Origin of the sequence: Mesorhizobium sp. M7D.F.Ca.US.004.01.2.1 (assembly GCF_003997785.1) — a bacterium.
In the GTDB taxonomy this organism is placed as follows: domain Bacteria; phylum Pseudomonadota; class Alphaproteobacteria; order Rhizobiales; family Rhizobiaceae; genus Mesorhizobium; species Mesorhizobium loti.
In genome coordinates this window covers 1-13,787 of sequence record NZ_RZRQ01000157.1, presented here as the reverse complement: position 1 = coordinate 13,787, position 13,787 = coordinate 1, and the positions used below count along the sequence as shown (strand labels likewise).

21 protein-coding genes are annotated in these 13,787 nt (G+C 62.4%); 11 read left to right on the top strand and 10 right to left on the bottom strand.

What is annotated here, in order from left to right; all coding sequences use genetic code 11:
* The first annotated feature begins 137 nt into the window (after window positions 1–137).
* The 3 genes from EN993_RS20640 to EN993_RS20630 all read left to right on the top strand — a co-directional run bounded on the left by EN993_RS20640 (window position 138) and on the right by EN993_RS20630 (window position 1,870).
* Window positions 138–899, top strand: a complete 762-nt coding sequence (locus EN993_RS20640; RefSeq protein WP_109665474.1) for a transglycosylase domain-containing protein — start codon at window positions 138–140, stop codon at window positions 897–899.
* 141 nt (window positions 900–1,040) lie between these two features.
* Entirely contained in the window at window positions 1,041–1,223 is a 183-nt protein-coding gene (gene rpmF / locus EN993_RS20635; RefSeq protein ID WP_008834724.1) for a 50S ribosomal protein L32, read from the top strand.
* Between the two features lie 245 nt (window positions 1,224–1,468).
* Window positions 1,469–1,870: a hypothetical protein gene (locus EN993_RS20630; RefSeq protein ID WP_013529226.1), complete on the top strand. Its 402-nt coding sequence runs from the start codon at window positions 1,469–1,471 to the stop codon at window positions 1,868–1,870.
* Window positions 1,871–1,891: 21 nt separating this feature from the next.
* Here the strand turns inward: EN993_RS20630 and EN993_RS20625 are convergent, their stop codons facing one another.
* From EN993_RS20625 to EN993_RS20615, 3 genes are all read right to left on the bottom strand, one after another.
* Window positions 1,892–2,323 (bottom strand): heme-binding protein, encoded by a 432-nt coding sequence (locus EN993_RS20625; protein ID WP_023810947.1) that lies wholly within the window; start codon window positions 2,321–2,323, stop codon window positions 1,892–1,894.
* A 165-nt stretch (window positions 2,324–2,488) separates the two neighbouring features.
* A complete protein-coding gene (locus EN993_RS20620) occupies window positions 2,489–2,722 on the bottom strand; it encodes a hypothetical protein (protein WP_023810948.1) in 234 nt (77 codons plus the stop codon).
* Between the two features lie 77 nt (window positions 2,723–2,799).
* Window positions 2,800–3,321: a helix-turn-helix domain-containing protein gene (locus tag EN993_RS20615; protein WP_127264665.1), complete on the bottom strand. Its 522-nt coding sequence runs from the start codon at window positions 3,319–3,321 to the stop codon at window positions 2,800–2,802.
* Between the two features lie 96 nt (window positions 3,322–3,417).
* Between EN993_RS20615 and EN993_RS20610 the strand changes: the two genes are divergently transcribed.
* The 4 genes from EN993_RS20610 (at window position 3,418) to EN993_RS20595 (ending at window position 5,848) form a co-directional block, all read left to right on the top strand.
* Window positions 3,418–4,254, top strand: a complete 837-nt coding sequence (locus EN993_RS20610) for an alpha/beta hydrolase (RefSeq protein ID WP_109664984.1) — start codon at window positions 3,418–3,420, stop codon at window positions 4,252–4,254.
* A gap of 120 nt (window positions 4,255–4,374) precedes the next feature.
* Complete coding sequence (locus tag EN993_RS20605; protein WP_109664988.1) at window positions 4,375–5,031, top strand: glutathione S-transferase family protein; 657 nt, start codon at window positions 4,375–4,377, stop codon at window positions 5,029–5,031.
* Window positions 5,032–5,036: 5 nt separating this feature from the next.
* Window positions 5,037–5,372: a metalloregulator ArsR/SmtB family transcription factor gene (locus EN993_RS20600; RefSeq protein ID WP_127264664.1), complete on the top strand. Its 336-nt coding sequence runs from the start codon at window positions 5,037–5,039 to the stop codon at window positions 5,370–5,372.
* Between the two features lie 11 nt (window positions 5,373–5,383).
* The gene (locus EN993_RS20595; RefSeq protein ID WP_127264663.1) at window positions 5,384–5,848 is read left to right on the top strand and encodes an SRPBCC family protein; all 465 of its coding nucleotides are present in this window, start codon (window positions 5,384–5,386) and stop codon (window positions 5,846–5,848) included.
* A gap of 34 nt (window positions 5,849–5,882) precedes the next feature.
* Here EN993_RS20595 and EN993_RS20590 read toward each other — a convergent pair whose 3' ends face one another.
* The 3 genes from EN993_RS20590 to EN993_RS20580 all read right to left on the bottom strand — a co-directional run bounded on the left by EN993_RS20590 (window position 5,883) and on the right by EN993_RS20580 (window position 7,711).
* On the bottom strand, window positions 5,883–6,146 hold the full coding sequence (locus EN993_RS20590; protein WP_109664997.1) for a metalloregulator ArsR/SmtB family transcription factor: 264 nt from the start codon (window positions 6,144–6,146) through the stop codon (window positions 5,883–5,885).
* 32 nt (window positions 6,147–6,178) lie between these two features.
* Window positions 6,179–7,426: an MFS transporter gene (locus tag EN993_RS20585; RefSeq protein ID WP_127264662.1), complete on the bottom strand. Its 1,248-nt coding sequence runs from the start codon at window positions 7,424–7,426 to the stop codon at window positions 6,179–6,181.
* 90 nt (window positions 7,427–7,516) lie between these two features.
* Window positions 7,517–7,711, bottom strand: a complete 195-nt coding sequence (locus EN993_RS20580) for a DUF1192 domain-containing protein (protein WP_027047479.1) — start codon at window positions 7,709–7,711, stop codon at window positions 7,517–7,519.
* A gap of 123 nt (window positions 7,712–7,834) precedes the next feature.
* On the opposite strand from EN993_RS20580, the gene EN993_RS20575 reads away from it, so the two are divergent.
* From EN993_RS20575 to EN993_RS20560, 3 genes are all read left to right on the top strand, one after another.
* On the top strand, window positions 7,835–8,845 hold the full coding sequence (locus tag EN993_RS20575; protein WP_127264661.1) for an NAD(P)H-quinone oxidoreductase: 1,011 nt from the start codon (window positions 7,835–7,837) through the stop codon (window positions 8,843–8,845).
* Between the two features lie 192 nt (window positions 8,846–9,037).
* Window positions 9,038–9,178, top strand: a complete 141-nt coding sequence (locus tag EN993_RS20570; RefSeq protein WP_091578925.1) for a DUF1127 domain-containing protein — start codon at window positions 9,038–9,040, stop codon at window positions 9,176–9,178.
* 498 nt (window positions 9,179–9,676) lie between these two features.
* On the top strand, window positions 9,677–10,372 hold the full coding sequence (locus tag EN993_RS20560; RefSeq protein WP_109665005.1) for a DUF1013 domain-containing protein: 696 nt from the start codon (window positions 9,677–9,679) through the stop codon (window positions 10,370–10,372).
* A 65-nt stretch (window positions 10,373–10,437) separates the two neighbouring features.
* On the opposite strand, the gene EN993_RS20555 is transcribed toward EN993_RS20560, so the two are convergent.
* The 4 genes from EN993_RS20555 to EN993_RS20540 all read right to left on the bottom strand — a co-directional run bounded on the left by EN993_RS20555 (window position 10,438) and on the right by EN993_RS20540 (window position 12,608).
* Window positions 10,438–11,157 carry a YafY family protein gene (locus EN993_RS20555; RefSeq protein WP_109665008.1) on the bottom strand — a complete coding sequence of 240 codons (720 nt, stop codon included), beginning with the start codon at window positions 11,155–11,157 and terminating at the stop codon, window positions 10,438–10,440.
* A gap of 126 nt (window positions 11,158–11,283) precedes the next feature.
* A complete protein-coding gene (locus tag EN993_RS20550; protein ID WP_109665012.1) occupies window positions 11,284–11,691 on the bottom strand; it encodes a hypothetical protein in 408 nt (135 codons plus the stop codon).
* 74 nt (window positions 11,692–11,765) lie between these two features.
* Window positions 11,766–12,356 (bottom strand): DJ-1/PfpI family protein, encoded by a 591-nt coding sequence (locus EN993_RS20545; protein WP_127264660.1) that lies wholly within the window; start codon window positions 12,354–12,356, stop codon window positions 11,766–11,768.
* Between the two features lie 84 nt (window positions 12,357–12,440).
* Window positions 12,441–12,608, bottom strand: coding sequence for a hypothetical protein (locus EN993_RS20540; RefSeq protein ID WP_109665021.1), 168 nt, complete (start codon window positions 12,606–12,608; stop codon window positions 12,441–12,443).
* Between the two features lie 309 nt (window positions 12,609–12,917).
* On the opposite strand from EN993_RS20540, the gene EN993_RS20535 reads away from it, so the two are divergent.
* Window positions 12,918–13,787, top strand: an 870-nt coding sequence (locus EN993_RS20535; RefSeq protein WP_127264659.1) for a VOC family protein, incomplete at its 3' end; no start/stop codon positions are given.

Sequence of the window (13,787 nt, the reverse complement as noted above, 5' to 3'; positions counted from 1 at the left end):
CTACTCCTGCGGTCATCTGAACGCGTTTTCTGCGCTTCCGGCGCTCACGTACTCAAATGTACGCTCCGCTCCGGTTCTCGAAAACACCGTCATATGACTCACAGGAGCGAGTTTCAAAACGAGCTCTCTGGCACGGGTTGGGCGGCTTGGCGGAACCGATCGTCGATCATGAAACCGAAAAGCTGGACATGGCGACGAGATCGCGAGGCGTAAACCGCCGCGGTCTCAAGCGCTGGGTCCGGCGCGGCATCGTCGTGGCCGCGGTGCTGGCTTTGATTCCGGTCGTGCTGACGTTCCTCTATCTGCCATCCTTCGTGCATCCGGTCTCGACGCTTATGCTGAAGGACCTGGCGACGTTCTCCGGTTATGACCGCCGCTGGGTGTCGATCGACGATGTGTCGCCGGTGCTGGCCAATTCCGTCATCATGTCGGAGGACGGGCAGTTCTGCTTCCATCGTGGCGTCGATCTCGGCGAGCTGCGGGGCGTCGTCGACGACGCGCTGGCCGGCGAAGCAACGCGCGGTGCCTCGACCATCACCATGCAGACGGTCAAGAACCTGTTTCTCTGGTCACGGCCGCTGGGCTCGGTGCGCAAGGTGGTCGAACTGCCGCTGGCCGTCTATTTCGATGCGGTGATGTCGAAACGGCGCATCATGGAAATCTATCTCAACATCGCCGAGTGGGGGCCGGGCATCTACGGCATCGAGGCCGCGGCACAGCATCATTTCGGCGTTTCGGCAAAACAGCTGTCGCGACGGCAGGCTGCACTTTTGGCCGTTTCCTTGCCAAATCCGATCGCCCGCAACCCGGCCAAACCCGGGCCGGGCCTGAGAAGACTCGCCAACCTCATCGAGCGCCGGGCTGGTCGTTCGGGCGCCTATGTCGGTTGTCTCCGCTAGACAACTCAAAAAAATTCGCGGCAGTGCTGGCCAAAACGGCACAGGGCGTGTATAGGCACCCGACTTTCTCAGATTCCGGCCCCGACATGGCCCTTTCACGAGGGCGGGCGGGGCTTTTTGACCATGTAATGGAGCATATCCATGGCCGTTCCGAAACGAAAAACCTCTCCGTCCAAGCGCGGCATGCGCCGCTCGGCCGACGCTCTCAAGGCCCCGACCTATGTCGAGGACAAGAATTCCGGCGAAATGCGCCGTCCGCACCACATCGACCTGAAGACCGGCATGTATCGCGGCCGTCAGGTGTTGACGCCCAAGGAAAGCTGAGACCAGCTTTTCCAAAGGTTTGAATTACAAAAGGACCGGCCAGTGGCCGGTCCTTTTGCGTTTGGGGGCCGGGTGGCGCGCATCTCGAAGCGTGGGCGGCAATCGTCGCAGCTCTCCAGCCGAGCAACCGGCTGACATGGTTGTTGCGTGCGGTCTTCGACCGTGTTCAGGGCTGCTACCGAAACATCTTGACGGCGTGCCTGTGGCGCATTCTACAAAGGATTGCCCCCACATGGAGACGCCAGATGTTCGGTGCCATTCCGCTGCTGATCGTGCCTTTCGTGCTCTACAATCTCGGACTGCTGGGAATATTCGGCAGCGGTGACGATCCGTGGGCGAGCGAGGTCTTCTCGTTCAGCATGATGTCGGGCGGCGTGTTCTCGATGACGCTTGGCGATCTGATGGTGCTGATTGGGCTGATCTTCCTGTTCCTCGAAATGGCGAAGTCGGTGCGCACGACCAATGCCTCGATCATGGACCACCTTCTGTCGACGCTGGTCTTCGTGGCGTTCCTGGTCGAGTTCCTGCTGGTGAAGGGCGCCGCCCACTCCGTCTTCTTCACGCTGATGGTCATCGCGCTGTTCGATGTGCTGGCCGGATTCGCGGTGTCGATGCGGTCGGCCAGCAGAGACATCAATCTGAATTAGAGCCGGCGCCGACGCCAGCGCTCAGCCCGGATCGGCGGTAAAGCCGGCTGCCTCGATGCCGGCGATTGCCGCCGCTTCGTCATTGTCCGACGTGTCGCCTGAAATGCCGACGGCGCCGATGATGGCGCCGGCCTTGTCGCGGATCAGCACGCCGCCGACGACCGGCAGCACGCGTCCGCCCGACACGTCCGAGATGCCAGCGACGAGATGCGGGCGCTCCTTGGCGAAGGCCTCGACTTTGCGCGAGCCCATGCCGATGGCGAGCGCGCCGTAGGCCTTGCCGGCCGACATTTGCGGGCGCAGGAACGAGGCGCCGTCCTGGCGCTGGAAGGCGACCAGATGCCCGCCGGCATCGAGCACCGAGACGCCGAGCGGCTTGAGCTTGAGATCGGCGCCCTTGGCAAAGGCAGCATCGATGATTTGCCTAGCTTTTTCGAGCGGCAGTGCGGTCATGGCGGTCTCCTGTTTGAAACGCGTCGATCATTGACCGTCAACGGGCGAGATAACATCCCGGTTTCGGTTGAAATTGCTTCGCGTGAAGAGGCGGGATGGAAAGCGGCCTTTGCCGACACCATGCGGATAGGCCTTGACGCTTGTCTGGCTCCAGGCGTGGCTGGTCTATTTTTTCTTGGCGCGGGCCGGCTTCTTGGCGGGCGCCGCCGGCGCGTTGGCGAGATCTTCCGCTTCCTTGGCGAGACGGAGCGCCCGCAACTTGTTGGTCTTGGCCTGGCGGGCGTCGCTCTCGGCGACGTATTCGGCCATCGCCTTCTGGCGGACGGTTGCCGCCTCTTCCTGCTTCTTGAAACGCAGGTCGGCGCGCGCGCGGGCAGCATCCCGAGAGTTTTCAACCAAGACCTTATCCAATCCCGTAAAATGTGATTTTCCGCCTCTTCTAGCAGAGCCGGCCCCAAAACGGGAAAATAAGTTGGTTACGCGGCCGTGCTGGCGGCGAGGGTCTTGCTGGCGACCACCGCCTCATAGGCGGCCTGCAGGGTCGCGCGGACAGAAGGGCCAGACATCGTATCGAGCGGCATGCCGAGATGTTCGTGGCGCAACTCGTCCATGAATTTGTCCCACATCGGCTGTCCGCCCTTTTCCAGAAGTTCGGCGCGGATCGACAGTTCGTCGCTGACCGGCAGCCAGACGCGGCCCCAGGCGCCGAGATGGGCCAGGATAGGGACCAGCGTGATCGCCATCTCGGTCAGGCTGTAGATCGCCTTCTGCTTGTGCGAGGGATCATCGGCCTTGGTCAGCATGCCCAGCTCCATCAGGCGCTTCAGCCGGTCGGCGAGGATGTTGGAGGCAATGCCTTCCATCGATCCGTTGAGCATCTCGCGAAAATGGCGCCTGCCGCCGAAGATCATGTCGCGAAGGATGATCAGGCTCCAGCGGTCGCCGAACACTTCCAGCGACAGGTTGATCGGGCATCCGGACCGGCGATCCATGCTCATGAGATTTCTCCAAAACCGGTTGCATTATCGTATCAGTTTTATTATCGTGCAACCGATTGCTAAATGCAATCAGTTTTGCAGAGAGGAAGCCGCGCCATGACGACGATCGAACGCCCCGAAATCATATCCGAAGCCTTTGGCGACCCGGCGAACCCGCCGCTTTTGCTGATCATGGGAGCCATGGCCTCGATGCTCTGGTGGCCGGAGGCGCTGTGCCGGAAACTGACTGAGGCCGGCCTGTTCGTGATCCGCTATGACAATCGCGATACCGGCCGCTCGACCAAATACAAGCCGGGCGAGCCGCCCTACACATTCGACGACATGGCGGACGATGCAATGCATGTTCTCGACGACCACGGCATCGACAAGGCGCATGTCGTCGGCATGTCGATGGGCGGCATGATTGCACAGTTTGTGGCGCTCAAGCATCCCTCCCGCGTCGCATCGCTGACCGTCATTAGCAGCTCGCCCGTGGGAACCGACACCTCGCATCTGCCGCAAACGAGCGATGCCTATACCGAGCATTCGGCCGAAGGGGCCAAAGTCGACTGGTCGGACCATGGCCAGGTGGTCGATTTCATCGTCAGGGATGCGCGGGCGATCGCCAGCATCGCGCATCCATTCGACGAGGCCGGGACGCGGGCTTTCATTGAGCAGGATTACGACCGCTCCGGCGGCTTCCTGAGCGCGACCAACCATTTCATGCTCAAAGGCGGCGCCGCATGGAAGGGCCGCCTTCACGAGATGGAGGCTCCGCTGCTGGTCATCCACGGCACGGCGGATCCGATCTTTCCGGTCGAACATGGCGAGGCGCTGGCCGAGGCGGTCATTGGCGCAAAACTCATCCACATCGAAGGCGGCGGCCATGAGCTGCATCCGGACGATTGGCCGGAGATATCCGCGGCAATCGTTGCTCACATCCAAGCCAGCTGAGGCGGCACAGGCGGGTCTTGACGGACGGCGCCTGTCGCAATAGTTAAGTGAATGCTTGAGTATTGGCTCCGGTAAGCCGTGTATCGGCCACCGACGAACCACCAAACAGACGAGCGAAAAATGTCCCTGACGATTCATTTCCATCCGCTGGCCTCCTTCTGCTGGAAGCCATTGATCGCGTTGTATGAGAACGCCACGCCGTTCACGCCTGCCATCGTCGATCTCGGCGATGCAGAGTCGCGCGCGGCCTTCCTGAAGATTTCGCCGACCGGCAAGATGCCGGCGTTGCGCGACGATGCGCGCGACCGCACGGTGCTGGAATCGACCATCGTCGTCGAATATCTGGCCGCGCACTATCCGGGGCCGGTCGACCTCGTGCCGGCCGATATCGACCTGGCGCTGGCAGTCCGCCAGGCCGATCGCTTCTATGATTTCTATGTGCAGGAGCCGATGCAGAAGATCGTCGGCGACCGGTTGCGCCCCGACGACAAGACCGATCCATTCGGCGTCGAGCAGGCCCGCGATCAGCTGCGCAATTCCTACGCCATCATCGAGCAGGACATGCAGTCGAAGACCTGGGCGATGGGCGACACCTTCACCATGGCCGATTGTGCGGCGTCCCCCGCGCTTTTCTATGCCAACAAGGTCGAGCCGTTCGGCGACAATTATCCGGCCATGAAGCGCTATCACGACCGCCTGGTGCAGCGGCCTTCTTTCGCCCGGGTGATCGAGGAGGCGCAGCCCTACTTCAAGTTCTTCCCCTACAACAACGGCTGATCGCAATGCTGCACGATCCTGCCCAGCTCGACCGGATGTTCCAGGCGCTCGCCGATCCGGCGCGGCGACAGATGGTCGACCGGCTGTCGCGCGGCCCTGCTTCGGTCAGCCAGTTGGCCGAGCCGCTGGCGATGTCGCTGTCGGCTGTCGTCCAGCACCTGAATCTTTTGGAGGCAAGCGGCCTCGTGCGCACGCAAAAGCTTGGCCGGGTGCGCACCTGCCAAATCGAGCCGACGGCATTGAGAGCGGCAGAGCATTGGATCAATGAGCGGCGTCTCGCCTGGGAACTTCGGCTTGACCGGCTCGGTGATTTTCTCGCGGAAACCAAGGATGAGACCTGAAGGAGGCAATCATGACCCAACGTTCCGTCGTCCATTCCACCTTTGTCATCGAGCGCAGCTACCCTTCGGCGCCCGCAAGAGTCTACTTCGCGCTGAGCGATCCGGCCGCCAAGCGACGCTGGTTCGCCGACCCCGACAATCCGATGCCGAGCCGGCACGAGATGGACTTCCGCGTCGGCGGCAAAGAGGTCAATGCCGGCTGCCCGAGCGACGGGCAGATGCATTTTTACAACGCGGTCTATCAGGACATCGTGCCGAACCGGCGTATCGTCTATAGCTACGAGCTGTTGTTTGGCGATATCCGCGTATCGGTATCGCTGGCCACGATCGAAATTCTTGCCGAGGGCAAGGGCACGCGGCTGGTGCTGACTGAGCAGGGCGCTTTCTTCGACGGCCATGACACGTCATCCACGCGCGAACATGGCACGGGCGAGCTGCTCGACGCGCTCGGCGCATTCTTGCGCAAGGAAGCGTGAGGTGCGCGGCGCGTGTTGCGGCTGGCCGAACGGGTCAGGCTTCCCAGAACTGATCGAGCCAGATGTTGAGTTTGAGGAAGCCGGTGTTGCTCACCGTATAGACCCGCCTTGTTCCTTCCGGCTTGGCGTGGACCAGGCCGGCATCGAGCAGCACTTTCAGATGTTGCGACACGGCCGGACGTGAGACCGGCAAGCCGGCGGCTAGCTCGGTGACGGTTTTCGGGCCGCGGCGAAGTTCTTCCAAAAGATGGCGCCGGTTGGGGTCGGCAATCGCCATGAAGGCGTCGGAAAACATCATGCCTGTATTAGTGAGGCAAAGCCTTTCGAATCTCAACCGTCTGCTTCTGCTTTTCTTCTGGGATCAAGCCGCAATGCTTCGGGGGTAACTGAGCGGTCGGCCGGCTGCGTCTTGAAGGCATCACGGTCGCCGATCGGCACCGGCGCGCGGCGGCTGATGCGCAGCAGCGTATAGCCCGCCAGGCAAAGATGCGCGAAGGCGGTCGCGAGAAACAAGCCTTCCGGGCGCATCCAGCCCATCAGGGCGGCGGCCAGCAAGGGGCCGATCATCGTGCCGAAGCCGTAGAGCAGAAGCAGGCCGCCCGACACCTTGACGAAATCCTCCGAGCGCGCGTGGTCGTTGGCATGGGCCACGGCGATCGAATAGAGCGTGTAGGCGAAGGCGCCATAGGCTGCGGTGAAGACGATAACGAAAATGCTGGAGCGTGGCTCGAACAGGAAGATCAAGAGCGCGAACAAGGCCGCGCCGAAAGCCGCCCCCGCCAGCACGAAACGCCGGTCGGTCTTGTCGGACAGGCGTCCGGCCGGAAGCTGCATGGCGGCGCCGGCAACAACCACAAGGCTCATCATCAGGGCGATCTCGGCCGTGGAAATGCCGATGCGGGCGCCGTAAACCGCGCCAAGCGTGCCCCAGGCGCCGTTGGCGATGCCGATCAACACGCAAGCGACCGCCGACACCGGCGAGTTGGCATAAAGGCCTTTGACGTCGAGCGAAACATCCTGCAGCGGCTTGGGGTGGGAGGCGCTCGAGACCGCGGTTGGAATGAGCGACAGGCAAAACAGGATGCCGGTGATCATGAACAGCGACGCCGATTTCACATCGCCGCCGGCGACGATCATCTGCCCGCCCATGATCGAGGCATAGGTGACCATCATGTAGAGGCCGAAGACGGTGCCGCGGTTCTCGTTGGTGGCCTTCTCGTTCAGCCAGCTTTCGATGACCATGAAGGCCCCGGCCATGGTGAAGCCGGTGAAGGCGCGCAGCAGGATCCAGACATATTCGTCGATGATCAGTCCGGTGAGCAGCGCCACGATGGCGCCGGATGCGGCAAACGCACCGAAGGCGCGCACATGGCCTGCGCGGCGCACGATGCGCGGCGCGAAGAAACAGCCGGTGACGAAGCCACCGGCCCAGGCCGTGCCCATCAGGCCGAGCGATGCGGTCGAGAAGCCTTCCAGCTGACCGCGCAGCGGCAAGAGCAACCCGTGCAATCCGGACGCCGCGAGCAGGAAGGCGGTGCCGCGAAGCAGCGAGAGGATCGGTCGGTAGGTTGCGAACATTGTTTGATCCGGCTCGAGTGTGGCGGGGCGCTGGGTCTGAAGACAGTCGCATTCGGGCTTTTCGGCGGCGGGCTCTTTGCGCCCGCGCTGCTATCCGCGACGGAACAGTGCTTCGGCCGCCGATTTGGTGTTGTCCTTGGCCTTGAGCTCGGCCTCCAACCTGGCGATCTCGTCGCGCAGGATGCCGATGCGTTCCGACAGCTCGCCAACGGAAAGCAGGGACAGGTCCTGCCCGATCTCGTGCGGGCGAGCCTTCTTCTTGGGTTCGTCGTCGAAGATCGCCATCGTCGCTCCTCCTCCGCCAAGACCAGATTGGCCATTTGCCTGATTTGGCAATCAGCATACATAGGGCAGGGGCGTCGATGCAAACAGCCGGTCGGATAACGGCGAGAAAAGACGGGAAATCTCATGGCGAGCGGACAGAAAATTCCAGCAAGAATGACGGCCATCGCGATCTCGGTGCCGGGTGGCCCACGGGTGCTGAAGCCGGAAACGCGCGACGTGCCGCAGCCGGGTGCCGGCGAGATCCTGATCAAGGTGCATGCCGCCGGCGTCAACCGGCCCGATGTCCAGCAGCGCAAGGGCGCCTATCCGCCGCCGCCCGGCGCGTCGGACCTGCCGGGCCTCGAGGTCTCGGGCGAAGTGGCGGCCCTTGGCGACGACATATCGCGCTGGCGCATCGGCGACCGTGTCTGCGCGCTGACGCCCGGCGGCGGCTATGCCGAATATGTCAAGGTTCATGCCGGCAGCGTGCTGCCGCTGCCGGCCGGCTTCACCCACACGGAAGCCGCGGCCGTGCCGGAAAACTATTTTACCGTCTGGCACAATGTGTTCGAGCGCGGCGGCCTGAAGCGCGGCGAAACGCTGCTCGTCCATGGCGGCTCGTCCGGCATCGGCACCACCGCAATCCAGCTTGCCTCGGCCTTCGGCGCCTATGTCATCACCACCGCCGGCAGCAAGGAGAAGTGCGACGCCTGCCTGAAGATCGGCGCCGACCGGGCGATCAATTATCGTGACGAGGATTTCGTCGCCGCGGTCAAGGAAGCGACTGGGGGCAAGGGCGCCAATGTCATCCTCGATATGGTCGGCGGCTCCTATGTCGAGCGAAACTACGAGGCGGCGGCGGTCGAAGGCCGCATCGTCCAGATCGCCGTGCAAGGCGGCGCTGTCGCAAGCGCGGACTTTTCGAAGATCATGGTCAAGCGGCTTACCCACACTGGCTCAACGCTGAGGCCACGCACCGTCGAGTTCAAGGCGGCGATCGCGGCGGCGCTGGAAGCGCAGGTGTGGCCGTTGCTCGGCACCCGCAAGGTGGCTCCCGTCATGGACATGATCTTCCCGCTCAGCGAGGCCTGGCGGGCGCATGAGCGCATGGAAGAGGGTGAGCATATCGGCAAGATCGTGCTCGACGTCGGCTGACAGCGGCATCGCTCGCTCGGCCTGCAGGCCGAGCGAGCGAGGTCCGCCTCCGCGGCTGCCTACAAGATGAACAGAAGCTTAATGCTGCAATGCAGCATTTGCATCATTGCTATGCAAAATCGGCCATTCAAGTCCTCATCGATGACGCCTATTTGAGCACCATCGAAACGAACATCATTCTGGAGGACTACCATGAACCCGATCCGCGCTTTCCGTAACTGGCGTATGTACACCGAGACCGTCCGCGAACTGAACCGTCTCAACGCACGTCAGCTCAGCGATCTCGGCATCAACCGCGCCGACATCGAAAAGATCGCCCGCAAGGCCATCTAAAGCCAGGTCTGGTCCGCTCCGGCGGACCAAGCCGTAGAAGCCAGAGCCGCATCAGACGACTTTCGTCGCGGTTCCGAGCCCGCTGGACCCAGTCTGGCGGGTTTTGTCGTTTTAGGGCCGGGATGATCGACGACGGTCTCAACCGATGCCGATCATCGAGCAGGATTGACCTCAGTTTTCAGCATGGCATCTTGGCTCGGGCGCTTTCACAAGGGCGAACCCTGATGGAAGCAGCGGCAAGCTCCAACATCCCGCCAAGACCGGGTGCACTTGTCTCGAACGGATCTTTGCCAAGACCGGAACCCGCCAGCAAAGCCAGCTTGTCGTTCTGCTCAAGAGTGCGGAACCGTTTCGGCAAGGCCCCGCAGCTTCCGGCGATTGCTTCCAAAAACGTTGCGAAACGGCAAGAGAGCGGTTATACAGACCGCGAATTTCCCATTTTGGTGGCTCTAAACCACCGCCCGCGCGGGAACGCGGGCGAACGAGAAGGATTTTTAAATGGCCAATACGCTGCTGATGCCCAAGGCGACCGCCGTCTGGCTGGTTGACAACACCGCGCTTTCCTTCGAGCAGATTGCGCAGTTCTGCGGGCTGCATCCGCTCGAGGTCAAGGCGATCGCCGACGGCGAATCGGCGCAAGGTATCAAGGGCATGGACCCGATCATGACCGGCCAGCTGACCCGCGACGAGATCGCGCGTGCCGAGAAGGATCCGAACCAGCGCCTGAAGCTTTCCGACCCCAAGGTCCGGGTGCCCGAATCCAAGCGCAAGGGTCCGCGCTATACGCCGCTGTCGAAGCGGCAGGACCGGCCGAATGCCATTCTCTGGCTGGTGCGCAACCATCCCGAGCTCAAGGACGCACAGATCTCGCGCCTCGTCGGCACCACCAAGTCGACGATCGAGCAGATCCGCGAACGCAAGCACTGGAACTCGGCCAATCTGCAGCCGATGGACCCGGTGACGCTGGGCCTTTCCTCGCAGATCGACCTCGACATGGAAGTCAACCGCGCCTCGCGCGGTCGCGAACAGGCGCAGCCGGTCGGTGACACGCTGCTGCCGGCGGCCCTGACCGAGCGGCTGGTGCCGGCTCCCGAGAAGCCGAAGGACGAGGATGCCGAACTCGACGCCAACGCCGTGTTCGCCAAGCTCTCGGCGCTGAAGTCGAAGAACACGGACAATGATGACGACGAGTAAGGTTGTCCGGCATTCCAAGAAAAAAAGCCCGCTTCGAGCGGGCTTTTTTGTGGGTGCGTCGGGTCTCAGGTCCGCGCGGCGCGATCCGGCGCCATGCCATAATCCTCGCTGCGCTCCACCGCCCGGTAGAAGTCGGCAAGCTGCTTGCCGCGCTCCGGTTTGAAGATGTGGCCGGCGATGACCACGGAGGCGATGCGATCGATGCGGAAGGCGCGAAAATCGTCGCGCATCTCGCACCAGGCGACCAGCGTCCACACCTTGCCCCAGAACCACAGGCCAAGCGGGCGGATATCGCGGGCGGTGCCGCGCCCGGCCTCGTCGGAATAGTCGATGGTCAGCACTTGGCGCTTTTCGACAGCACGCTCGATCAGGTCGATCGCCTCGCGCGCGGCGTCGCTGACCACCCACATCGGCGTGTGGATTTCGGTACGGGCGATACGGTCTTTTTCGGCATCGGGCAGCACGGCGCCGATCTTGACCAGCGCCTCTTCGGCGGCGCGCGCCATGGCAGCACCGCCAAAGGCGCGCACCATGCGGGCGCCGGCGACCAGCGCAACGATCTCGTCACGCGTGAACATCAGCGGCGGAAGGTCGAAACCCTCCCTCATCATGTAGCCAACGCCGGCCTCGCCGTCGATCGGCACCCCTGTCGACTGCAGGTCGGCAATGTCGCGGTAGATGGTTCGCTCGGAAACCTCGAGCCACGTGCCGAGCTTCTGGGCAGTGACCAAACGGCCACCGCGCAGATGCTGCACGATCTGGAAGAGCCTGTCGGCGCGGCGCATCGTATGGTCCCTCGGCGTTGTTTCTTTTCATGTCGCCCAAAACCGCAGAACACTTTTAGGCGGTGCTCATCGTGTTTTGCGCATGCCGTTATCCCAAAACCGCAGAACGCTTTTGGGTGGCATGCATCATGGTTTCAGCCCTTCGCGCTTGCGTTGCGCGACAATAAACGCCGCGCCGAAGGAAAGTTTCTTCGTCGTCGGCGTTTTCGCATCGAGCACGCGCCAAAACGGTGCCACATCGCTCAACATCATGCCGCGCTCCAAATCCTCTTTGGCGGCTTCGGCAACGGTGCGCAGATGGTAGCCGATGGTAACCGGGCATGTCACTTCGGCGCCATGCTCGATGGCGAGCGCCGTGCGTAGCGCACGCACATCCATCTCGACGCCTTCAGGAATCGAGCGGATGAAATCATCGACCTGGCGCGCTGTCGGCACCAGCATCGGCTGGCCTTCGATGACATCGGCCATCGTGCGCGGCGTCGGCTTCACGCCGTTGATGCCTGGTGTGTTCAGTCTGTCGTTCCAACTCTTCATCGATCGTCCTTTCGACCGCCGATGCACAGTGTCTGAGGCTTGCACCATTGCACGCTCCTCCTGACAGCATACTGTCAGGAGGCTTCAGCATACTCCTTGGCGAACAGCGTCCGCATCTGCGCGAGATCGCTGCCTCTTTCGGGATAGAGCGTCTTCAGAAAGGCAAGCGCGAATGTCCCTGGTGCCGAACCGGGCGCGGAAACAATTTTGCCGTCAGTCACGGCATACGGCACATCCTGGTAGTTGCTGTCGCCGGCATAGCCGGCTTCATGACCATTGATCCAGTCACGGCCATTGCTGGTGTGTTTGGCTTTCTCGAACAGGCTGGCGCGGGCCAATGCCAGCGTGCCGGCGCAGATACCGCCGACCACGCTGCCGCGCGATGCAACAGCGTTGAGCAGATCGGCGACATCCGGCGGTGCCTTGCCGGCCCACTCGTCGGAGCCGATGACGGCGATGGCGTCGAGATCGGTATTCTCATCCGCCGCGCCCGATCGATCGGGCGTCAGCCGAAAGCCGCTGATCCCGGTCACTGGCTTGCCATCAGGCGTTAGCGACACGGCACGGGCGCCGAACCATTCGACCGCCGAGGCCGCCAGCAGCCCATACTCCCAGTCGGCAAAACCTTCGATGAAAAGGAAGCCGATTGTCTTCTGTTCGGGCATAAGCTCGCTCCCATCCTCACGCACCGGATCTGTTATCTGGGCGTTGACGCGCCCACATCCAACCGCTGTGTCGAAAAATTCGTCTCAATTGCCGCGGAAGCGACGTTCGGCATACATGTCCGGCCAGCCGATATCCTTGCGAATGTCCGCCGGCAACGAGTTCATGAACCGTTGGGTGCGGATCTCGTTGCGTATCGTGCGTATCTTGCCGACATAGTGCTGCACGCCGCGCAGAATGGTGGAACCGTTCATGGCTAGTCTCCTCTCTCTGATGGAGACACTATCGCACACCCCTCCTGACAGCAGTCTGTCAGGAGGATGGCAGGGCGGCGACTATAATTCCGACCGGTGTATTTGCCAGGAAGGGGATACTTCTTTCACGACGTCAGACGGTGGTTGGCACAGGCTTGCTTCATGTCGATTGTTCACCGGAGCGACCCTAATTGAGGCGCCGTTGTTCAGCTTCCGGCGACGGACTGTCGGAATGCGCGGCCTTCAGCAATGGTGCAGCAGTTCTGATATGAAGGGAGAAAATTCTTCCCCAAAACCAGGGAGACGACCATGAGCCTGCAACTGACAGGAATCCACCATCTCACCGCCATCACCGCCAATGCGCCGGGCAATCTTCATTTCTATACGAAGGTCCTGGGCCTGCGGCTGGTCAAGAAGACGGTGAACCAGGACGATACCTCGGCCTACCACCTCTTCTATGCCGACGGTGAAGCGACGCCGGGCACCGACCTTACCTTCTTCGACTGGCCGGTTGGCCGCGAGAAGCGCGGCACGCACACCATTGCGCGGACCAGCCTCAGGGTCGGCAGCCGGGAGAGCCTTGCCTGGTGGAAGCAGCACTTGGCAGACGAAGGCATTGTAACAGGAGAGATCGCCGACATCGGCGGCTACCCCTGTCTGGATTTCGAAGACCCCGAAGGCCAGCGTCTGCGCCTGGTCAGCGATGGCGGCAGGGGCGGCAGCCATCCCTGGGCGCAAAGTCCGGTACCGGCCGAGCACCAGATTCGCGGGCTCGGGCCGATCGTCATCAGCGTTCCCGACATCACCAACACCGAGGCGGTGGTGACCAAGGTGATGAACATGCGCAAGGCCCGCGACTATGCCTCGCCGGAGGGCCAGGTTCACGTCTTCGAAATGGGAGAGGGTGGGCCGGCGGCGGAGTTGCATGTCCTGGTGCAGCCGGGACTGGCGCCGGCACGGCAAGGGGCGGGTGCGGTTCACCATGTCGCCTTCAGGGCGCCGGACCAGGAGACGCTGCATCAATGGACTGCCCGGCTGGCCGAGTTCCGGCTGCCGTCGAGCGGCGAAGTCGAGCGCTATTATTTCCGCTCGCTCTATTTCCGCGAGCCGAACGGCATTCTGTTCGAGATCGCCACCGACGGGCCGGGGCTCACTGCCGACGAGCCGCTGGAAACGCTA